We start from the raw sequence: 19,817 nt of genomic DNA, 5'->3' as shown, positions 1-19,817 counted from the left end.
CCAGTGCTAGATTTCCTGCTCCGGGCGGGTTCCGGACACGCCGATTCCCGCCGGGGGGACTCCTTTCACCCTAGACCTGCGCGTTGGTCAATTCCAACCGATCTGCCTACGCTAAGGGGACTTATGGTCAGCCGTGCTCGGCCCCTGTACAGGGGCAGCGACGGCGCCGGAGTCTCTACGAGGAGGAACCTTTTGGCTTCAGTGCAGGAATCTATCGACGTAGCAGTACCGGTCAGCACGGCGTACAACCAGTGGACCCAGTTCGAGAGCTTCCCCCAGTTCATGGGAGGGGTCGAGTCCATCACGCAGACCTCGGACACACGGACACATTGGGTGACGAGCATCGGCGGGGTCCGGCGCGAGTTCGACGCCGAGATCACCGAGCAGCACCCGGACGAGCGCGTGGCCTGGAAGAGCACCGACGGCGAGTCCCACGCCGGCGTGGTGACCTTCCACCGCCTGGACGCGAACACGACGCGGCTCATGGTGCAGATCGACTGGCACCCCGAGACCTTCACGGAGAAGATCGGCGCCGTGGTGAACGCCGACTCCGCCCAGGTGAAGGGCGACCTCAAGAGGTTCAAGCAGTTCATCGAGAAGAGCGGTGGGGAGACCGGCGCCTGGCGCGGGAATGTCGACGCCCCGCCGACAGGTGGCGGGGACGCCGCGCCGGCGAACGATGCGTTGCCCGACACGTCCACGAACGACCCCGATTCGGGAGGGCCGCGCGTCGGCTGACGCACGTGCCCGAGGACGAGGCGGATCCCTGCGGGGGTCCGCCTCGTCCGCGTCCTAGGGGATCTCGCCGACCTCCACCGACGCGATCGCCTCGGTGGCCAGCTGTGACAGTTCGGGCGAGAGGGGGGAGCTCTTCGCCGCGTCCGCGGCCGCGGCCTGCCCCTCCGTACTGACCGCGTAGGTGCCGAAGGCGCGGACGACCTCGGCCGTCGCCTCGTTCTCGTAGCGCGAGCAGTACACGTGGTACGAGACGAGGACCAGCGGGTAGACGTCGGGGGCAGTGGTGGCCCGGTCGAGGTCGAGTGCGATGTCGTAGTCCGCGCGGCCGGGGACGCGACTCGCGAGGTCGACGGCGGCCGCGGCCGCTTCGGGGCCCGCCGGGACGTGGGCGTCGCCGACCTTCAGGGACACGCGGCCGAGGGGATCCCCGACGGCGGAATCGTCCGCGTAGGTCACGGCTCCCGCAGTGGCTGCCACGGTACTGACCACGCCGGCGTTGCCCTTGGCGTTCTCGTTCCCGAGGGCGGACGGCCAGGAGCCGTCGGGCTCCTCGGTCCAGATCTCCGGCACCACGGCGTGCAGGTAGTCCGTGAAGTTCTCGGTGGTGCCGGAGTCGTCGGACCGGCTGACCGCCGAGACGGGCAGCGCGGGGAGGTCCACGTCCGGGTTCTGGGCCGCGATGGCGGGATCGTCCCACGTCGCGATGTCACCCCGGAAGATCCGCGCCACGGTGGCGGCGTCGAGCTCCAGTTCCGTGATGCCGGGCAGATTGAACGCGATGCTGATGGGGGAGATGTACGCGGGGATGTTGAACGCACCGCCCGGCCCGCAGGCCTGCGTCGACCCGGCGAGCTCCTCGTCACTGAGGTACGCGTCGGAGCCGGCGAACCCCACGGCTCCGGCGAGCAGCGCACCGCGTCCCGCGCCGGAGCCGTCGGGCGAGTACTGCACCTGCGCGCGCGGGTGGAGGGTGGTGAATCCCGAGCGCCAGGCGTCCATGGCCGGTCCCTGGGCGGAGGATCCTGCGGCGGTCACGGCGCCCTGCAGGCTCGTGTCCCCGCGCTGCGCCGCCGCTTCCTGCTCGGGGCCCAGCGGGTAGTCGGAGCCGCAGGCCGTGAGACCGAGGACGACGGCGAGGGACAGCGACAGGGGTGCACGGGTTCTCACCTCCGCCACGTTACAGGTGGCGAAAAGGTGAACCCAAGATGGACATCAGGTGGACGGGGTGTTCCGTCCCCGGATCAGCCGCGGCGCAGGCGGTAGCCGTCGCCCCGGTGCACGAGCCGGCGGCCACCACCGTCGTTCAGCTGGATCCACACCACGGACGCGTCGTCGGTCCTCATGTCCAGGACTCCGCGGAGCTGCGTCCCCGCCGCATGCTGGAGCGTGACGTGCTCGCCGCGCTTGAAGCCCGACCAGTCCTGCAGGTCGGCATCGCTGGCAGGGGGGAGGGGGGCGTCCATGGCAGGCCTTTCGCAGGGGTACGGGACTCCCACGCTAGCCACCCCTCCTGAACGCGGCATGAACGTGCGCTGAAGACTGTGGTGTTCCTCACACTTTCCTGATCAGAGAGTGCGCCAGTCCCCGCTGGTGAGGTGCGATCCTGCCTGCGGCCCCATCAGGAGCATGCCGCCGTCGACGACGAACGACGCGCCGTTGACGTAGCTGGAGGCGCCGGATGCGAGGAAGGCGACGACGTCGGCGATCTCCTCGGGTGCTCCCGGCCGGCCCACGGGGATGCCCGGGCGGTCCATGGTGCGGGGATCCTGGTCCGCCGACGCGTTCATGGGGGTGTTGATCTCTCCGGGCAGGACGGCGTTCGCCGTGATGCCGCGGTCGGCCAGTTCGAGCGCAATGGTGCGGATCAGCCCGCCGAGGCCGTGCTTCGAGGCGTCGTAGGCCGCCGAGCCGACGCGCGGCTGCTCCTGGTGGACGCTGGTGACGGCGATGATGCGCCCACCCTTGCCGCCGTCGATCATGTGCCGGGCCGCGCGCTGGATGCAGACGAACGCGCCGTCGAGGTTGGCGCCCATGGTGCCGCGCCAGGTGTCCCAGTCGGTCTCCATGAACATGGTGCCGCCGTTGACGCCCGCGTTGTTGATGAAGACGTCGAGGCCGCCGAGCTCCTGGGCGAGCTGATCGACGACATCGCCGCACGCCGGGGCGTCCGTGGTATCGAGCTGCGCGACGGCGGACCGGACGCCCTTCTCCCGGACGAGGCGCGCGGTCTCCTCGGCACCTTCCTGGTCGGAGTGCCAGGTGATGCCGACGTCGCAGCCGGCCGCTGCGAGGGCGACGGCCGTGGCCCGGCCGATGCCGGAATCGGAGCCTGTGACGATTGCTTTGCTGGGTGTGAAGTCCATGACCCCATCCTTCGTGCCCGGCGCGCACCCCCGCAAGGGGGCTCACGACGAAGTACCCCCGGGCGGGAAGCCCGGGGGTACTGGTAGGGGTGCCGGTCGGGGGTACTCGCGGCGGGGGTCAGGACTCGACGGCGCCCTGGGTGCCGGAGTCCGAGTCCCGGACGGCGCCGGCGTGGATCGGGGTCGACGCCTCTCCGCTGACGATCTCGATCTTGCGCGGCTTGGCGCGCTCGCTGACGGGGATCATCACGCTCAGGACGCCGTTCTCGTACCGGGCGGAGATGCCCTCGGTGTCGACGCCCTGGCCCAGGCTGAGCTGGCGGAGGAACGAGCCGCTCTCGCGCTCACGGGTCAGCCATTTGACACCCTCGGCGCTGCGCAGGGTGCGCTCCGCGCGGATGGTCAGGAGCTGGCCGTCCACGTCGATGTCGACCGAACCGGGATCGATGCCCGGAAGATCCGCGGCAAGGACATAGTGGTCCTTCTCGCGGTAGAGGTCCATCGGCATGAGGCGGAGTCCGGGACGGCTCTCGAGGAGGGCGCCGGCAACGCGGTCCAGCTCGCGGAATGGATCGAACTTCATGGCCACTGGAAACAACTCCTTCGCGTATGCCACCGGTGGGTGGATTCCTGGAGTTGAGCGTCCTTCGCTCAACTACGAAGATATTAGCACTCGGCCCCTATGAGTGCTAAGCCTCGGTCCGTTCGCCCAGAACGAACACGCGGTCCACCAACGCAGAAGGCCCGCACCGACGAATCGGTACGGGCCTTCTGTGGTGCTGTCTCCAGCTGATCCTCGTGCCTGCGCGGGGCCTCGATCCCCGGGCCTTCCGCGTGTGAAGCGGATGCTCTACCAGACTGAGCTACACAGGCAATTGGTTCTCCAACAGCTTAGGGCATCCGGGCGCCGCGCCAAATTCCCCTGCGACGCCTTTCCGGCTCCCGGGCGCATCGCCGATCGTGCTGGTCAACCGTCCGCGGCCTCAGTAGCCTGAAGGAAAGCCTGCTGATCATCCGGCATGCCGGGACGGCGACGACGAAGGGACGCACCATGGACAACCAGGACATCCTCCAGCGCATCCAGGCACTCGTGCAGGAGGAGCACGAGCTCCGCGAGCAGCCACAGGACGCCGGCGCCGCCGAGGCCCACCAGGACCACGCCGCGCGCCTGAAGAAGGTGGAGGAGGACCTCGACCAGTGCTGGGACCTGCTCCGCCAGCGCCGCGCGAAGGCCGATGCGGGAGAGGACCCCGCCGAGGCCGATGCCCGTCCCATCAGCCAGGTGGAGGGGTACCGCCAGTAATGGCGCTGCCGGTGGTGCTGTTCGACGTCAACGGCACCCTGTCGGACATGGACCCCCTGTCCCAGCATTTCGAGGAGATCGGCGCGCCTCCGCAGCTGGCCGCGCTCTGGTTCGCCTCGGTGCTCCGGGATGGTTTCGCGCTCACCGCAGCCGGGCAGAACCCTGCGTTCAAGGAGGTCGCCGAGGGTGCACTGCGGGCGGTCCTCACGGACGAGATCCTCAACCGGGACCTCGACGACGCGGTCGCCCACATCATGTCGGCGCTGCAGGGGCTCGCGGTGCACCCGGACGTGGTGGAGGGCATCCGTACCCTGGCTTCCGCAGGCTTCGGCGTCGCAGCGCTGACCAACGGCGCGACGGCGACGGCGGAGGCACTCTTGGACCGGGCCGGTGTCCGGGATCAGGTCCTCGCCGTCCTGTCGGTCGAGGACGCGCCGCGCTGGAAGCCCGCCCCCGAGTCCTACGCCTACGCCCTCGGTGCCCTGCATCGGGAGGCGGGCGACGTCGTGCTCGTCGCCGTCCATCCCTGGGACATCGACGGTGCTGCGCGTGCCGGGCTCCGGACCGCCTGGCTGAACCGCGACGGCTCGCCCTATCCCTCCGCCATGACGGCACCCGATCACGAAGTACCCTCGATCACCGAGCTGCCCGGCGTCCTGCGGGCCTGAGGGTCGCCGGCCATCCATCGCCCGGGTGGCCCGCCGAATCCCCGTCACCGACCTGCACCCCTGGCGAAGCTGCTGCGCCGGGAGAACTTCCCCCTGGAGTGAGCGGCGGTAGCACGCAAGCCGGGCTCCCTGTCCTGCTGGTCCGATCCGGAAAGGGGCGGGACAAGCGCTATCGGAAGATCGAGGAGCAGGAGAAGACAGTCATCGACCAGGATGGCGTGCCGGACGTCTTCGCGGAGCGCCAGGGCACCGTGCGGAGGGGCGTCAGACCTTGCGGGAGAGCCAGGACAGGGTCAGCGCACCGGAGCTGCGCCGGAACCCGCTCTTCCCGGAGATCACCTCGAGCGCGGCCCAGACGGCCAGGCAGAGCGAGCTGGCGAGGCGTAGGCGCTCACGGTTCCGTTCCTCCAGGGCCATGAAGGACGCTGCACCGAACAGGGCCCATCCGAGGATCGGCGCGTTCGGTGTCTGCACCACGGTCTGGCGGCCGAGGCTGTCGGTGAAGAATCCCATCACGCGCCCTTCTTCTTGGAGGCGCCGGTGGTCTTCGTGCCGCCGGCCTTCTTCTCGCGGTTCTTCTCGACGCTGCGGCGCAGGGCTTCCATGAGGTCGAGCACGTTGTCACCGTCGTCGTCGTCCCTGGCCGCACCGAAGGTCTCCTCGGTGTCGATCGTGTCGCCCTTCTCGATTTTCGCGTCGATCAGGGTGCGCAGCTGGACCTGGTAGTCGTCGGTGAAGTTCTCGGGGTCGAAATCGGTGGAGAAGGAGTCGACGAGCGCCGCGGACATCTGCTTCTCCTTGGCGGAGATGCGCACCTTCTCCTCGAGGGCCGGGAAGGAGGCCTCCCGCACCTCGTCGTCCCACAGCAGCGTCTGGAGCATGAGCACGTCCCCGCGGACGCGCAGCGCCGCCAGGCGGCTCTTCTGCCGGAGGGAGAACTGCACGATCGCGGTGCGGTCCGTCTCCTGGAGCGTGCGCCGCAGCAGGACGTACGCCTTCGTCGAGGTGCTGTCGGGCTCGAGGTAGTACGCGCGGTCGAACATGACCGGATCGATCTGGTCGCTCGGCACGAACTCCACCACCTCGATCTCCCGGCTCCTCTCGACCGGCAGGGACGAGAGGTCCTCGTCGGTCAGCACCACCGTGTGCTCGCCGTCGTCGTACGCCTTGTCGATGTGCTTGAAGTCGACCACCTCACCGCAGATCTCGCAGCGGCGCTGGTAGCGGATGCGGCCGCCGTCCTCGTCGTGGACCTGGTGGAGGGGGATGTCGTGGTCCTCGGTGGCGCTGTAGACCTTGACCGGCACGTTGACCAGCCCGAACGCGACCGCTCCCTTCCAGATGGCTCTCATGGGTCAAGTCAACACCAAGCAGGCTTAGTGGGCCAGAGGGTGCCGCCCGCCCGCCCTAGACTTGGGAGGTGACCTCCGAGACCGTAGAGCCCATCGTCAGCAAGACCACCAGCGACGACGGCGCCACCGTGCTGCGCCTGGAATTCCAGTTCGCGTTCCCGCCGACCGTGCTGTGGAAGCACCTGACGGAGGCCGAGAAGCTGAAGTACTGGTTCCCCTGCGAGATGGAGTTCGAGCCGCGCGCAGGAGAGGAGATCCTGTTCCGGTACGCCGACCAGAAGCCCCTGCGCGGCGAGGTGCTGGAGGCCGAGCGGCCCACGGTGCTCGCCTACACGTGGGAGCGGGACAGCCTCCGCTGGGAACTTGCGCGGACCGCTGACAACGGATCGCAGCTCGTGCTGCTCCTGACCCCGGGCAGCCCGCGGCACTCGGCCACCATGGCCGCCGGCTGGCACCTCACCATCGCCGGACTGGACGACTTCCTGAACAAGCGCAGCCTCGGGCAGGACCCGGCGCTGTGGGACGTCTACGTGGCCCGGTACCGCGAGCAGTTCGAGGACCGCGACCAGGGCTAGGGCCCGGCGGGCGCCGTAGGGGTGCCCGGCCGATTGGTACTGGACCGCCCCCGGGCCTGCGGTCGAGACTGGGGGCATGGCTCCTCCGCGCACGGCCCGGCAGCAGACCGTCACCGTGGACGGACGCACGCTGCGTCTCTCCAATCTCGACAAGGTGCTCTACCCGGTCACGGGTACCACCAAGGCGGACGTGCTCGCCTACTACGCTGCCGTCGCGCCGCACCTCATCCGGCACGCGCAGCACCGGCCGGTCACCCGGAAGCGCTGGGTCCACGGCGTCGGGACCCCCGAGGAGCCGGGCGAAGTGTTCTTCCAGAAGAACATCGACGACAACGCTCCCGCCTGGGTGCCGCGCCGCGCGATCCAGCACAAGGACCACACGAACGTCTACCCCCTGGTGGAGGACCTCGCAACGCTCACCTGGCTAGGGCAGATCTCCGCGCTCGAGGTCCACGTGCCGCAGTGGCGTTTCACCGAGGACGGCGGCCGGGGCAACCCGGACCGCCTCGTCCTGGACCTCGACCCCGGGACCGATGCAGGGCTGGCCGAATGCGCGGCCGTGGCGTTGCTCGCGCGGCCGATCCTGCAGGGCATGGGCCTGGAGCCGTTCCCCGTGACCAGCGGTGCCAAGGGGATCCACCTCTACTGCGCCCTGGACGGCCGGCAGACCTCGGAGCAGGTGTCCGCCGTCGCGCGTGAACTCGCCCGGGCCCTCGAGGCCGACCACCCCGACCTCGCCGTCAGCGACATGAAGAAGGCGCTGCGCTCAGGCCGGGTGCTCGTCGACTGGAGCCAGAACAACGCGAACAAGACCACCGTGAGCCCCTACTCGCTCCGTGGGCGCTTCGAGCCCACCGTCGCCGCTCCGCGGGCGTGGGAGGAGCTCGGCGGCGAGGACCTGCGGCAGCTGGACCACGCGGAGGTGGTGCAGCGCCTCCAGGAGTCCGGGGACCTCCTGGCTCCCGCCACTGTGCCCCTCACGGCGAGCGACGAGCAGGTCCCCGGCCGTGCCGCTGGTGCGCCGTCGGACCGCCTGTCCACCTACCGTGCCATGCGGGACGCCGCGAAGACGCCCGAGCCCGTCCCCGACGCGGTAGGCCCTGCCGGGGGCACCAGCTTCGTGATCCAGGAGCATCACGCGCGCCGCCTCCACTACGACTTCCGCCTGGAGCACGATGGCGTCCTCGTCTCGTGGGCCCTTCCGAAGGGACCGCCGCTGACGCCGAGCAGGAACCACCTGGCGGTCCAGACGGAGGACCATCCGCTGGACTACGGCTCGTTCGAGGGAACTATTCCTCACGGGGAATATGGCGCGGGCGAGGTGACCATCTGGGATGCGGGGACGTACGAGCTGGAGAAGTGGCGTGAGGGCAAGGAGGTCATCTGCACGCTCCACGGGCGGGCGGACGGCGGCCTGGCGAGGGGCGGGACGGCGATCCGCCGCTACGCGCTCATCAACACGGGCGGCGGATCGAACGGCAAGAGCAACTGGCTGATCCACCTCATGAAGGACCAGCCCGCGGAGGCGCAGCAGAACAGCGGCGGCGGCGGGCCGGCGTCCCCGGACACTGAAGCCCAGGAGATGCGGCAGACGCAGCAGACGCCGGTTCCCGCCCGACCCGGACCGGCGGTCCTCCGGCCCATGATGGCCACCCTCGGTTCCGAGGAGGCCATCCCCGACCCCGATGCCTGGTCCTACGAGATGAAGTGGGACGGGGTGCGCTGCATCGCCGCGATCAGGGACGGCGCGGTGACCCTGACCAGCCGTAACGGCATCGACACCACGCCCGTCTACCCGGAGCTGGGGGACCTCGGGGACCTCGTCCATGCCGGGAGCGCCGTGCTCGACGGCGAGATCGTAGCCCTCGACCGCCGCGGCCGGCCGGACTTCGGTCTGCTCCAGACGCGCATGAAGCTCACGCGCCGGGCCGAGATCGACGCCGCCCGCGAGGTGACGCCCGTGCGCCTCATGCTGTTCGACCTGCTCGAGCTCGACGGCACCGACCTGACCGGGCTGGAGTACCGCCAGCGGCGCGAACTGCTCGAGAGGGCCGTGGACCCCGCGGAGGACGGTCACGTGCAGGTCCCCCCGGCCCTCGATGCGACCCTCCGGGAAGCCGTCGAGGCGAGCCGGCAGCTGGGGCTGGAGGGGATCATGGCCAAGCGCCTCACGAGCGACTATCAACCCGGCGCGCGGTCGTCGTCGTGGGTGAAGATCAAGCACCTGCGCACGCAGGAGGTCGTGGTGGTGGGCTGGCGGCCGGGCAAGGGAACCCGTGCCTCGAAGGTCGGGTCACTGCTCGTGGCCGTGCCCGACGGCGTGGACCTGCGCTATGTGGGCCGCGTGGGTTCCGGCCTGACGGAGCGGGACCTCGCGGAGGTCGGAGCCCGCCTGAAGAAGCTGGGCCGGAAGACCGCCCCACTCACCGACGTGCCCGGGATCGACGCGTCGGACGCCCACTGGGTCCGGCCCGCCCTCGTGGGTGAGGTCCAGTACAGCGAACACACCGGAACAGGCCGCCTGCGACATCCCGTCTGGCGGGGCTGGCGGCCGGACAAGACGCCGTCCGACGTCGTCGTCGAACTCTGAATCCGCACGCACCGGAAGTATCACCTAGGAGGCATACATGAGCGGTCTCGATATCCAGGGGTTGGACGCGTGGTGGCGGGCAGCCAACTACGTCTCCGTCGGCCAGATCTACCTGCGGGACAACGCGCTGCTGACGCGCCCGCTCGCCGGTGAGGACGTGAAGGCGCGGCTGCTCGGTCACTGGGGCACCACGCCCGGGCTCAACTTCGTCTACACCCACCTCAACCGTGTGATCGCCGAGCGCCGGCAGGAGATGCTGTTCATCGCGGGCCCCGGCCACGGTGGGCCCGCCGTGGTGGCCAACGCCTGGCTCGAAGGGACCTACTCCGAGGTCTACAGCAGCATCGGCACGGACGGCGCGGGACTCAACGCCCTGTTCCGGCAGTTCAGCTACCCCGGCGGCATCCCGTCCCACGCCGCACCCGAGTCCCCGGGGTCCATCCACGAGGGCGGTGAACTGGGGTACGCGCTGATGCACGCCTACGGGGCCGTCTTCGACAACCCCGGTCTCGTCGCGGTCGCGGTGGTGGGTGACGGCGAGGCGGAGACCGGACCGCTGGCCACGAGCTGGCACTCGCACAGCTTCGTGGACCCGGCGGTCGACGGCGCCGTGCTGCCGATCCTGCACCTCAACGGCTACAAGATCGCCAACCCGACCGTCCTGGCCCGCATGCCCGAGGACCAGCTCCGACAGCTGATGTACGGGTACGGGTACGAGCCGCACTTCGTCACGGTGACCGACCCGTCGGCCACGGAGGCCGCGCACCGGGACTTCGCCGCTGTCCTCGACGCCTGCATCGACGACATCCACGCCATCCAGGACACGGCCCGCACCTCCCCGGCCGGGACCGATGAGGGCGCCGCCCGCTGGCCGATGATCGTGCTGCGCTCGCCGAAGGGCTGGACCGGCCCGGCAGTGGTCGACGGGAATCCGGTGGAGGGGACATGGCGCTCCCACCAGGTGCCGCTCTCGGAGATCCACAGCAACGAGGAGCACCTGCACCAGCTCGAGGACTGGATGCGGTCCTACGATCCGGGGTCGCTCTTCACGGAGGCCGGGGAGCTGCGCCCCGAGATCGCCGCGCTCGCCCCGGACGGCGACCTGCGGATGAGCGCCACGCCCTACGCCAACGGCGGCCGGCTCCTCCGCGACCTCGTGCTGCCCTCCTACGCCGACCACGCCGTGGAGGTGTCGCGCCCGGGCGCGGAGAAGGTGAGCCCGATGATCACCGTGGGCGGCTACCTCCGCGACGTCATCGAGCGCAATCCGCACAACTTCCGCCTGTTCGGTCCGGACGAGACGGCGTCGAACCGCCTCTCGGCCGTGTACGAGGTGACGGACAAGGTCTGGCAGCCTCGCATCGAGGACGTCGACGAGCACCTCGCGCGGTCCGGCCGGGTCATGGAGGTGCTGAGCGAACACCTGTGCCAGGGGTGGCTCGAGGGCTATCTGCTGACGGGACGCCACGGGGTGTTCAACTGCTACGAGGCGTTCGTCCACATCGTCGACTCGATGTTCAACCAGTTCGCGAAGTGGCTGAAGGTGCACCGCACCCTGCCGTGGCGGCAGCCCATCGCCTCCTTCAACTACATGCTCTCCAGCCATGTCTGGCAGCAGGACCACAACGGCTTCTCCCACCAGGACCCCGGCTTCATCGACCACGTGATGAACAAGAAGGCGGACATCATCCGCGTCTACCTGCCACCGGACGCCAACACGATGCTCGCGGTGACCCGGCACTGCATGACGACCCGGGACACCGTCAACGTGATCGTCACGGGCAAGCAGCCCACCCCGACCTGGCTCGGCCCCGAGGAGGCGCTCCTGCACGTCACGCGCGGCATCGGCATCCTCGACTTCGCCGGCTCCGAGGAGCCCGGAGTGGAGCCCGACGTCGTCCTGGGCTGTGCGGGCGACGTGCCCACGCTCGAGGCCGTGGCCGCCGCGGGACTGCTGAGGGCAGCCATCCCCGGGCTGAAGATCCGCGTGGTCAACGTCGTCGACCTCATGCGCCTGCAGGACAGCTCCGAGCATCCGCACGGACTGTCGGCGCGGGACTTCGACACGCTGTTCACGACGTCGAAGCCCGTGGTCTTCGCGTTCCACGGCTATCCGTGGCTCATCCACCGGCTGACCTACCGGCGCACCAACCACGCGAACCTGCACGTGCGCGGGTACAAGGAGGAAGGGACCACCACGACGCCGTTCGACATGGCGATGCTGAACCAGATCGACCGGTTCCAGCTGGCGATGGACGTGATCGACCGCGTGCCGGCCCTCGGCGCCACCCAGGCCCGGTTCCGGCAGGACCTCCAGGACCAGCGGCAGCGCGCCTGGCAGTACACGCGCGACGCCGGGAAGGACCTCGAATCCATCACGGGGTGGACCCTCGACGAGTCCTCGCCCGACGACGCCACGTAATGCCCCGACGGCCCGGCGGGGGACCGGCCGCCGTCGTGTAGCGTGCAACAGAGCCCACCACCTGCTCACCACCTGCTCATCACCTGCTCATCGCCCGCTGGAGGATAACGATGTCCGCTCCACTGCTCTCGATCATCATCCTCGCGGCGATGTTCCTGATCGCCACCCTGCTGCCCATCAACATGGGCGCCCTCGCCTTCGTGGGCGCCTTCCTGCTCGGCGCCGTCGTCCTCGGGATGGACACCGACGACATCATCGCCGAGTTCCCGGGCGGGCTGTTCCTCACGCTCGTGGGGGTGACCTACCTGTTCGCCATCGCGCAGAACAACGGCACGATCGACCTCCTGGTCAACGGCGCCGTGAAACTCGTGCGCAACCGCGTGGCCCTCATCCCATGGGTCATGTTCCTCATCACGGCCGTCATCACCGCCGTCGGCGCGCTCGGCCCGGCGGCGGTGGCGATCATGGCGCCCGTGGCGCTCGGTTTCGCGGCCCGCCACAAGATCTCCCCGCTGCTCATGGGCATGATGGTCGTGCACGGTGCGCAGGCCGGCGGCTTCTCGCCCATCGCCGTGTACGGCGTGATCGTCAACGACATCGTCGGCGAATCGGGCTTCGAGTCGAGCCCGCTGGCCGTCTTCCTCACCAGCTTCATCTTCAACCTGCTCATCGCCGTCGTCCTGTTCGTCGTCCTCGGCGGACGCAAGCTCATGTCCTCCCGGATGGGCGAGTTCATCGAGGAGGCCGCGGAGGCCCGCCTCCACGCGAGCCCCGGCATGCGCCGCGCGGACGTCGCCTACAAGGGAACGGGCAGCGGCACCTACGGACCCCGCGACCCCGCGGGCGACGGCGTCGTCGCCACCAGGACGCGCGAGGACCGCATCTCGCAGCCCGCCACGATCCTCGGCCTGATCGCCCTCGCCGTGATCGCCCTCGGTCTCAAGGTCGACGTCGGCTTCGTGGCCATCACGGTCGCCGTGATCCTCGCGCTCATCTCCCCGAAGGCCCAGAGCGGTGCGGTCAACAAGATCGCCTGGTCCACCGTGCTGCTCATCTGCGGCATGCTCACCTTCGTCGGGGTACTGCAGGCCGCGGGAACCATCGAGTACGTGTCCGACGGCGTCGCCGGCCTCGGCATGCCCCTGCTCGCAGCCCTGCTCATCTGCTACATCGGCGCCGTGGTCTCCGCCTTCGCCTCCTCCACCGCCATCCTCGCCGCCCTGATCCCGCTGGCCATCCCGTTCCTCGAGACGGGCGCCGTGAGCGCCGTCGGCGTCGTCTGCGCCCTCGCTGTGTCCTCGACGATCGTGGACGTATCGCCGTTCTCCACCAACGGTGCGCTCGTCCTGGCGAACGCACCCGAAGGCACGGACAAGGACCGCTTCTACCGGCAGATTCTCGGCTACGGGGCCATCGTCGTCGTGGCCGGACCACTCATCGCCTGGCTCGTCCTCGTGGTACCCGGCTGGCTCTGAGCCGACCCATCGACCCCACCAGCACCCCACAGCACCCCACCGGAGGAAGCATGAGCGCCGAACCGACCGCTGCCGGCACGACCGATCGCGGGGGTCCCCTGGCCGGGCGCCTCGTCGTCGACCTCAGCCGGGCTCTCGCCGGGCCGCACGCCGGCATGATGCTCGGGGACCTGGGCGCGCGGGTGATCAAGGTCGAGACGCCGGGCACCGGCGACGACACGCGCGGGTGGGGCCCGCCGTTCGTCGGTCCCGAGGACGACCGCCAGGCCACCTACTTCCTGTCATGCAACAGGAACAAGGAGTCCATCGCCCTCGACCTCAAGAGCGACGACGGCCGGAGCGTCCTCACGGAACTGCTGCGCCGTGCGGACGTGGTCGTCGAGAACTTCCGGCCCGGCGTCCTCGACCGCCTCGGCTTCTCCACCGATGCCATGCTCGAGCTGAACCCGGGCCTCGTCATCCTCTCCATCACCGGGTTCGGCCACGACGGCCCCGAGGCGACGCGCAGCGGGTACGACCAGATCGTGCAGGGCGAGGCCGGGCTGATGTCCGTCACAGGGCCGGACCCGGACAACCCCCAGCGCGTAGGCGTGCCCATCGCCGACCTGCTGTCCGGCATGTACGGGGCGTACGGGGCCGTCGCCGCACTGCTGGAGCGGGAACGCACCGGCAGGGGACAGGTGGTCCGCACCTCCCTGCTCGCCGCGATCATCGGCGTCCACGCGTTCCAGGGCACGCGCACCACCGTCGCGGGCGAGGTGCCGCGCGCACAGGGCAACCACCACCCGTCGATCGCACCCTACGGGCTCTTCAACTGCCGCGGCGGCAAGGTGCAGATCAGCGTGGGCAGCGAGAGGCTGTGGGCCACGTTCTCCAGCACGTTCGGCATCGGGGCCCGCCCCGAGTTCGCCTCCAACGCCGACCGCGTGCGGAACCGGGACCAGCTGATCGGCGTCGTCGAGGACGCGTTCTCGGCCTACGAGGCGGGGCCGCTGCTCGCGAAGCTCAACGAGGCAGGCATCCCCGCGGGCAAGGTACGGACCCTCGACGAGGTCTACGCCTGGGACCAGGTGCACTCGCAGGGTCTCCTCCTCACCGTGCAGCACCCGGTCCTCGGTGACATCGCCCTGCCCGGGCCGCCGCTGCGCTTCTTCGACGGCGCCGCCGAGACTACTCCGGCCGGTCACACCGCGCCGCCCCTGCTCGACGGCGACGGCGACGCCATCCGCGCCTGGCTCGCCTCCACCTCCGGCGGACCCAGGGCGTGAGTACCCCCGCACGGCACCTCACCGCGCGCGAGCTCATCGGCGCCGTGCTCGACGCCGGGTCCTTCACCTCGTGGGACGGCCCCGCCCCGACCTCCGCGGGCGCCGCCTACGAGGAGGAGCTGCGACGGGCCCGGGAGAAGAGCGGCGAGGACGAGTCGGTATTGACCGGGGAAGGCCTCATCCACGGCCGTCGGGTGGCCGTCATCGTCTCGGAGTTCACCTTCCTGGCGGGCTCGATCGGTGCCGCCGCCGCGCACCGCATCACGACGGCCGTCCGCCGCGCGACCGCTGAGCGGCTGCCGCTGCTCGCGGGCCCGGCGTCGGGCGGCACACGCATGCAGGAGGGGACACCCGCGTTCCTGTCGATGGTGGAGATCACCGGGGCGGTCCGCGCGCACCGGCAGGCCGGGCTCCCGTACCTCGTGTACCTCCGGCATCCGACGACGGGCGGCGTCATGGCGTCCTGGGGGTCGCTCGGCCACGTCACGGTCGCCGAGCCGGGCGCGCTCCTCGGCTTCCTCGGTCCGCGCGTGTACGAGGCGCTCTACGGGGAGCCCTTCCCGACGGGCGTGCAGACCGCGGAGAACCTCTTCGACCAGGGCCTCATCGACGCCGTCGTGCCGCCCGGGCAACTGGCCGGGATCGTGGACACCGCGCTCGCCGTCCTGCTCGCCGACCCGCCGGAGCTCCCCGCGGAACCCTCGACGTCGTCCGTGCAGCCCGGCACCGCGGACGCCTGGACCTCCATCCTGATCTCGCGCAACCGCCGCCGCCCGGACCTCCGCCGCCTCCTCGCCTACGGTGCCCGGGACGTCCTGCCGCTCAACGGCACGGGCCAGGGGGAGAAGGACCCCGGACTGCTGCTCGCGCTCGCCCGCTTCGGGAGCCGGCCCTGTATCGTCCTCGGGCACCAGCGGCCGCGGAAGCCCGGCGATCCCGGGATGGGTCCGGCGTCGCTGCGCGAGGCGCGCCGCGGGATGAAGCTCGCCGAAGAGCTCGGACTGCCGCTGCTGACCGTCATCGACACCGCCGGCGCGGACCTCTCGAAAGCGGCGGAGGAGGGCGGGCTCGCCGGGGAGATCGCCCGGTCCCTGCACGATCTCATCGGTCTGGCCTCGCCGTCGGTGTCCGTGCTGCTCGGGCAGGGCGCCGGCGGAGGGGCGCTCGCGCTGCTGCCGGCGGACAGCACCATCGCCGCCGAGCACGCCTGGCTCTCGCCCCTGCCGCCCGAGGGTGCGAGCGCGATCGTGCACCGCACCGTGGACCGGGCGCCGGAGATGGCGGAGGCGCAGGGCGTGAAGGTCGCGGCGCTCATGGCGCGCGGCGTCGTCGATCACGTGGTGGACGAGCGTCCCGATGCCGCCGAGGAGGGCCGGGCGTTCTGCGAGCGGATGGCGACGGCGATCGAGTACGAGCTGGCGCGGGTCAGGACCCTGCCGGCCGCCGACCGCCTCGAGCGGCGCGCGGGGAAGTACCGGGCCGGAGCGGGCTGACGCCCCGGCGCCGGTCGGTCGGACCCGTCAGCGGGCCGGGTGCTGCGCCCGGTACAGCTCCATCTGCCGGTGCCGGCGCTGCAGGCTGTCCCGGCGGGGTGTGTTCTCCGCGTCGGCCGGCTCGGCTGTCAGGTCGATGTGCCGCTCGCCGTAGTGCCAGAGCAGCATGTCGTCGAGGAGCCGGTCGGGGCCGGGCGAGTACCGGTGGTCGAGGGCCTTGCGCACCGTGGTGATGGTGTCCGCCTGCAGCAGGGACACCAGTTCCAGCGTGGTCCTGAGGTCGTGCGCGGCGAGCAGTTCCGCCGCCCAGCCCCAGTTGTCGTCCGTCTTCCGGTCCACGTGCGGCAGGAGGGTCTGCCAGATGTCCCGGATGCGGTTCGGCGTCAGGGGCGCACTGCCCTCGCCGTCCTCGTCCCAGAACCCCGTGACCGTCTCGTACCGCTCGTGGAGTTCCGCGAAAGCCGACTCGACGGTCTCGAGCATGGCAGCCGTCCCGGTGAACTGCCGGTCGAAGTAGGGGCTCCAGGCCTTCGGGTTGGAAGCCTTGAAGCGGATGTCGTGCTCGATCTCCGACCAGGCGTGCGCGAGCACGGTCCGCACCTGCACCTCGAACAGGTAACTGCCGGCGGCCTTCGTCTCGGGGTCCACGGTCTGCTGGAACGCGCGGACCACGTCGTTGTGGATGGTGCGCATGATGAGGTGGCGGCTCGAGTAGCCGTAGGTGCCGGACTCGATGGACCCGATGTCCTTCTCCCGGTCGCCGCGGCAGTCGAACTCGTGGCGCTGCCGCTTGAGCAGGTTCGCCGCGAGGTCCACCTCGTGCGGGAGCGTGGTGATGATCCGAACGCCCACCAGGTCGGTGAGGTTGCGCAGGGGATCCGGGAACACCAGGATCGGGGTCGCTCCGGCCTCGGGGGACGGCAGGGTGCGGGACGCCTTGTCGCGGAAGGACTCCACGGTCTTGGTGCGGGCCGTGACGAACAGCGGCTTGAGGTCCGTGCCGTCGAAGATGCGCTCGATGCTGTCCCGCATGGCCGAGGTGACGCGGTCGAGGGCCGGCCGGACGCGCTCGTACTCACGCGTATGCGCCTCGACGGCCGGCCTCAGCCGTTCGTCGAGATCGTCCCAAGTGCCCATGCACCGTGCCTTTCCTAAGGAGAGACTTCATCGTAGCCAACGCGGGCGACGGTTACGCTTCAGCTGTGAATCCGGTGAGGCCCGTGGGCCGACACTCCCTCCTCGCCCTTCTCGCCGCCGCCGGGGCCGCTGTGCTGACCGCCTGCGGCATCAGGGGCACGGGGTCCGGGAGCGGGTCCGCCAGCGGTACGACTCCCCAGCGGTACGGCTACGGCGGCGACCCCAGCCAGTTCGCCGACCTCTACCTGCCCGCACCCGATCGCAGGGTCCGCGGCGGCGTCGTCATCATCCACGGCGGGTACTGGCGCTCCACCTACGGCGCGGAGCTGGGGGAGCCGCTCGCCCGGGACCTCGCGGGCCGCGGATACGCCTGCTGGAACCTCGAGTACCGGCGCGCGGGCAACGGAGGCGGCTGGCCCGCCACGTTCGACGACGTCGCCGCCGGCATCGACGCGCTCGGGAGGGCCGCGGCGGAGCACGGCCTGGACCTCGGGTCGACGACAGCGCTCGGCCACTCGGCGGGCGGGCACCTCGCGGTCTGGGCCGCGGGCAGGGCCCGTCTGCCCTCCGGAGCGCCCGGCGCCGGGATCCCCGCCGTGCCGCTGACCGCCGTCATCAGTCAGGCAGGGGTGCTGGACCTCGGCGAGGCGCGGGAGCTCGGACTGAGCGACGGCGCCGTGGAGAACCTGCTGGGAGCCCCAGGGGACGCGGAGCGGTACCGGCTGGCGGACCCGATGACGGCGATCCCCCTCGACGTCCCCGTCCACGCGGTCCACGGCACGGAGGACACCACGGTGCCGCTCAGCCAGGCCGAGAACTACGTCGCGGCGGCGACCGCGGCGGGCGCGGCAGCCGAACTGGTCCTGGTCCCGGGTGACCACTTCGCCGTCATCACCCCGGGAACCGAGGCCTGGGAGCGGATCGTGGGCCTGCTGGACGCCGCCGCGGACGCAGCGGACCCCGGCCCGCCCGAGGGCTGACCGGGGTCCGCTGCGTCCGTCGAAGCGCGCTCAGTTGAGCGGGAGCGTGCCCTCGGGCAGGGCGCCGTCGGCGAGCAGTTCCCGTGCGGAGTTCGCCAGGGCGGTGAGCGCGACGCGCTGCGTCCACGGCCCGTACGAAATGCGGGCCACACCGAGCTCCTGCAGGCGCGACGGCGCGAGGCTGCCCGGAACGTTGATGACGCTCAGGCGCTGCGGGCCGAAGGCCTCCACGAGGGCGGTCACGGTGTGCTCGTCGAGCAGGCCGGGGACGAAGACGTTCGTGGCGCCGAGGTCCAGGTACGCCTTGCCGCGCTCCACGGCGTCGGCCAGGACGTCCGCCGGATCGCGCCCTCCCGCCTTCACGAAGGCATCCGTCCGCGCATTCAGCACGAAGTCGACACCCTCCGACGTCCCGGCCTTCAGGACCGCCTCCATCTGCGTGATGGCGTCGGCCAGCGGCCGCATCTGGTCCTCGATGTTCGCGCCGACGATCCCGACGCCGATCGCACGGCGGACCGTGTCCTCGGGGTCACCGTAGCCGGCTTCGAGGTCGGCGGAGACGGGCAGGTCCGTCGCTGCGGCGATCCGCCCGACGGCGGTGATCATCTCCTCGAGCGGGATGTTCTCGCCGTCCGCGTAGCCGAGCGACGCGGCGATGGAGTGGCTCGCCGTGGCCAGTGCCTTCGTGCCCGGGATGCCGGCGATCGTCTTCGCGCTGATGACGTCCCAGACGTTGACGACCTGGAGGATCTCCGGGGCTGAGTGCAGCTGGGCGAGAGTGGTGGCCTTCGCTGCGAGATCGGTGCGTGCTTCAGTCATTGAGTACCTTCCGGGTATGCGAGGCGATCCAGGCGGCTGCGCCGTCCACCTCGGTGGGATGGATCCCGTGACCGCCCTCGCGGACGTTCCGGTCTACTTCGGCGCCGCGGCTCTCGAGGATCGAACCGACACGGATCACGCTGTCGATCGGGGCCATGGCGTCGGACTCCCCGTTGAACAGGGCGATCGACGAGCCGGACAGGTCCGCGTCGATGGTACGCCCCTCCAGCGGGAACATGCCCGAGAACGCGACGGCGCTCCGGACGGCGTCAGGGTGGAGCAGTGCCGTGGCGAGCGCGATGTTCGCCCCGTTGGAGAAGCCTACGGCGACGAGCGGACGGTCGGCGATCCCGTAGTGGTCCCGCGCCCAGCCGATGAACGCCGCGAGTCCACCCGCGCGGCGCACCACGTCGTCGACGTCGAACACGCCTTCGCCGAAGCGGCGGAACCAGCGGTTCAGCCCGTGTTCCTGCACGGGTCCTCGCGGGGCGAGGTAGCCCGCGCCGGGGGCGAGGCGCTCGACGAGCGGCAGGAGGTCGTGCTCGGTGCCGCCCGTGCCGTGCAGGAGCAGCAGCACAGGCGTGCCTGCTGCTCCTGCCGCGAACAGGTGCGGCCAGTCGGAGGGTGTGCTCAT

General features: G+C 70.5%; 19 protein-coding genes and 1 tRNA gene. 10 read left to right on the top strand and 10 right to left on the bottom strand.

Annotation, left to right across the window (positions count from 1 at the left end):
* Window positions 1-201: 201 nt before the first annotated feature.
* Entirely contained in the window at window positions 202-738 is a 537-nt protein-coding gene (locus AC4D2C_RS02405; RefSeq protein ID WP_490905002.1) for an SRPBCC family protein, read from the top strand.
* 54 nt (window positions 739-792) lie between these two features.
* Here AC4D2C_RS02405 and pstS read toward each other — a convergent pair whose 3' ends face one another.
* The 5 genes from pstS to AC4D2C_RS02380 form a co-directional block, all read right to left on the bottom strand.
* A complete protein-coding gene (pstS, locus tag AC4D2C_RS02400) occupies window positions 793-1,905 on the bottom strand; it encodes a phosphate ABC transporter substrate-binding protein PstS (RefSeq protein ID WP_490912111.1) in 1,113 nt (370 codons plus the stop codon).
* Window positions 1,906-1,979: 74 nt separating this feature from the next.
* Window positions 1,980-2,201 (bottom strand): hypothetical protein, encoded by a 222-nt coding sequence (locus AC4D2C_RS02395; RefSeq protein WP_490912109.1) that lies wholly within the window; start codon window positions 2,199-2,201, stop codon window positions 1,980-1,982.
* A 102-nt stretch (window positions 2,202-2,303) separates the two neighbouring features.
* Window positions 2,304-3,101 carry an SDR family oxidoreductase gene (locus AC4D2C_RS02390; RefSeq protein WP_490904999.1) on the bottom strand — a complete coding sequence of 266 codons (798 nt, stop codon included), beginning with the start codon at window positions 3,099-3,101 and terminating at the stop codon, window positions 2,304-2,306.
* A 118-nt stretch (window positions 3,102-3,219) separates the two neighbouring features.
* On the bottom strand, window positions 3,220-3,684 hold the full coding sequence (locus tag AC4D2C_RS02385; protein ID WP_490912107.1) for an Hsp20/alpha crystallin family protein: 465 nt from the start codon (window positions 3,682-3,684) through the stop codon (window positions 3,220-3,222).
* A gap of 216 nt (window positions 3,685-3,900) precedes the next feature.
* Window positions 3,901-3,974 (bottom strand) — tRNA-Val (locus AC4D2C_RS02380).
* Window positions 3,975-4,152: 178 nt separating this feature from the next.
* Here AC4D2C_RS02380 and AC4D2C_RS02375 point away from each other — a divergent pair.
* On the top strand, window positions 4,153-4,404 hold the full coding sequence (locus AC4D2C_RS02375; protein ID WP_490904997.1) for a DUF2630 family protein: 252 nt from the start codon (window positions 4,153-4,155) through the stop codon (window positions 4,402-4,404).
* The gene (locus AC4D2C_RS02370; protein WP_490912106.1) at window positions 4,404-5,072 is read left to right on the top strand and encodes a haloacid dehalogenase type II; all 669 of its coding nucleotides are present in this window, start codon (window positions 4,404-4,406) and stop codon (window positions 5,070-5,072) included. Before AC4D2C_RS02375 ends, AC4D2C_RS02370 begins: the two co-directional genes overlap by 1 nt.
* Before the next feature lie 264 nt (window positions 5,073-5,336).
* Here the strand turns inward: AC4D2C_RS02370 and AC4D2C_RS02365 are convergent, their stop codons facing one another.
* Window positions 5,337-5,585, bottom strand: coding sequence for a hypothetical protein (locus tag AC4D2C_RS02365; protein WP_490912104.1), 249 nt, complete (start codon window positions 5,583-5,585; stop codon window positions 5,337-5,339).
* Window positions 5,585-6,424, bottom strand: a complete 840-nt coding sequence (gene ku / locus AC4D2C_RS02360) for a non-homologous end joining protein Ku (RefSeq protein WP_490912102.1) — start codon at window positions 6,422-6,424, stop codon at window positions 5,585-5,587. The genes AC4D2C_RS02365 and ku overlap by 1 nt, the downstream gene beginning before the upstream one ends.
* A gap of 68 nt (window positions 6,425-6,492) precedes the next feature.
* Between ku and AC4D2C_RS02355 the strand changes: the two genes are divergently transcribed.
* From AC4D2C_RS02355 to AC4D2C_RS02330, 6 genes are all read left to right on the top strand, one after another.
* Window positions 6,493-6,999, top strand: coding sequence for an SRPBCC domain-containing protein (locus AC4D2C_RS02355; RefSeq protein ID WP_490912100.1), 507 nt, complete (start codon window positions 6,493-6,495; stop codon window positions 6,997-6,999).
* A 76-nt stretch (window positions 7,000-7,075) separates the two neighbouring features.
* The gene (locus AC4D2C_RS02350; protein ID WP_490912098.1) at window positions 7,076-9,589 is read left to right on the top strand and encodes an ATP-dependent DNA ligase; all 2,514 of its coding nucleotides are present in this window, start codon (window positions 7,076-7,078) and stop codon (window positions 9,587-9,589) included.
* Window positions 9,590-9,626: 37 nt separating this feature from the next.
* Window positions 9,627-12,011, top strand: a complete 2,385-nt coding sequence (locus AC4D2C_RS02345; protein ID WP_490912097.1) for a phosphoketolase family protein — start codon at window positions 9,627-9,629, stop codon at window positions 12,009-12,011.
* A gap of 110 nt (window positions 12,012-12,121) precedes the next feature.
* Window positions 12,122-13,486: an SLC13 family permease gene (locus tag AC4D2C_RS02340; protein ID WP_490912095.1), complete on the top strand. Its 1,365-nt coding sequence runs from the start codon at window positions 12,122-12,124 to the stop codon at window positions 13,484-13,486.
* Window positions 13,487-13,536: 50 nt separating this feature from the next.
* A complete protein-coding gene (locus AC4D2C_RS02335) occupies window positions 13,537-14,754 on the top strand; it encodes a CaiB/BaiF CoA transferase family protein (RefSeq protein ID WP_490912093.1) in 1,218 nt (405 codons plus the stop codon).
* Window positions 14,751-16,247 (top strand): carboxyl transferase domain-containing protein, encoded by a 1,497-nt coding sequence (locus tag AC4D2C_RS02330; RefSeq protein ID WP_490904985.1) that lies wholly within the window; start codon window positions 14,751-14,753, stop codon window positions 16,245-16,247. Before AC4D2C_RS02335 ends, AC4D2C_RS02330 begins: the two co-directional genes overlap by 4 nt.
* A 27-nt stretch (window positions 16,248-16,274) precedes the next feature.
* Here AC4D2C_RS02330 and AC4D2C_RS02325 read toward each other — a convergent pair whose 3' ends face one another.
* Complete coding sequence (locus tag AC4D2C_RS02325; RefSeq protein ID WP_490904984.1) at window positions 16,275-17,384, bottom strand: GTP pyrophosphokinase; 1,110 nt, start codon at window positions 17,382-17,384, stop codon at window positions 16,275-16,277.
* 149 nt (window positions 17,385-17,533) lie between these two features.
* Here AC4D2C_RS02325 and AC4D2C_RS02320 point away from each other — a divergent pair, with 149 nt between their 5' ends.
* Window positions 17,534-18,364, top strand: coding sequence for an alpha/beta hydrolase (locus AC4D2C_RS02320; protein WP_490913016.1), 831 nt, complete (start codon window positions 17,534-17,536; stop codon window positions 18,362-18,364).
* Window positions 18,365-18,394: 30 nt separating this feature from the next.
* Here AC4D2C_RS02320 and AC4D2C_RS02315 read toward each other — a convergent pair whose 3' ends face one another.
* Both AC4D2C_RS02315 and AC4D2C_RS02310 read right to left on the bottom strand, forming a co-directional pair.
* Window positions 18,395-19,183, bottom strand: a complete 789-nt coding sequence (locus tag AC4D2C_RS02315; protein ID WP_490912091.1) for an isocitrate lyase/PEP mutase family protein — start codon at window positions 19,181-19,183, stop codon at window positions 18,395-18,397.
* Complete coding sequence (locus AC4D2C_RS02310) at window positions 19,176-19,817, bottom strand: alpha/beta hydrolase (RefSeq protein ID WP_490904982.1); 642 nt, start codon at window positions 19,815-19,817, stop codon at window positions 19,176-19,178. The genes AC4D2C_RS02315 and AC4D2C_RS02310 overlap by 8 nt, the downstream gene beginning before the upstream one ends.

This window comes from Arthrobacter sp. TJ-240, from assembly GCF_058269195.1.
The sequence above is the reverse complement of the archived record's forward strand: the minus strand, read 5'-3'. Positions and strand labels throughout refer to the sequence as shown.

Coding starts and splice junctions, on each gene's coding strand:
- AC4D2C_RS02395 (WP_490912109.1), bottom strand. CDS start 2,201: ATGGACGCCCCCCTCCCCCCTGCCAGCGATGCCGACCTGCAGGACTGG.
- AC4D2C_RS02390 (WP_490904999.1), bottom strand. CDS start 3,101: ATGGACTTCACACCCAGCAAAGCAATCGTCACAGGCTCCGATTCCGGC.
- AC4D2C_RS02385 (WP_490912107.1), bottom strand. CDS start 3,684: ATGAAGTTCGATCCATTCCGCGAGCTGGACCGCGTTGCCGGCGCCCTC.
- AC4D2C_RS02375 (WP_490904997.1), top strand. CDS start 4,153: ATGGACAACCAGGACATCCTCCAGCGCATCCAGGCACTCGTGCAGGAG.
- AC4D2C_RS02370 (WP_490912106.1), top strand. CDS start 4,404: ATGGCGCTGCCGGTGGTGCTGTTCGACGTCAACGGCACCCTGTCGGAC.
- AC4D2C_RS02365 (WP_490912104.1), bottom strand. CDS start 5,585: ATGGGATTCTTCACCGACAGCCTCGGCCGCCAGACCGTGGTGCAGACA.
- ku (WP_490912102.1), bottom strand. CDS start 6,424: ATGAGAGCCATCTGGAAGGGAGCGGTCGCGTTCGGGCTGGTCAACGTG.
- AC4D2C_RS02350 (WP_490912098.1), top strand. CDS start 7,076: ATGGCTCCTCCGCGCACGGCCCGGCAGCAGACCGTCACCGTGGACGGA.
- AC4D2C_RS02345 (WP_490912097.1), top strand. CDS start 9,627: ATGAGCGGTCTCGATATCCAGGGGTTGGACGCGTGGTGGCGGGCAGCC.
- AC4D2C_RS02340 (WP_490912095.1), top strand. CDS start 12,122: ATGTCCGCTCCACTGCTCTCGATCATCATCCTCGCGGCGATGTTCCTG.
- AC4D2C_RS02335 (WP_490912093.1), top strand. CDS start 13,537: ATGAGCGCCGAACCGACCGCTGCCGGCACGACCGATCGCGGGGGTCCC.
- AC4D2C_RS02325 (WP_490904984.1), bottom strand. CDS start 17,384: ATGGGCACTTGGGACGATCTCGACGAACGGCTGAGGCCGGCCGTCGAG.
- AC4D2C_RS02315 (WP_490912091.1), bottom strand. CDS start 19,183: ATGACTGAAGCACGCACCGATCTCGCAGCGAAGGCCACCACTCTCGCC.
- AC4D2C_RS02310 (WP_490904982.1), bottom strand. CDS start 19,817: ATGAGCACACCCTCCGACTGGCCGCACCTGTTCGCGGCAGGAGCAGCA.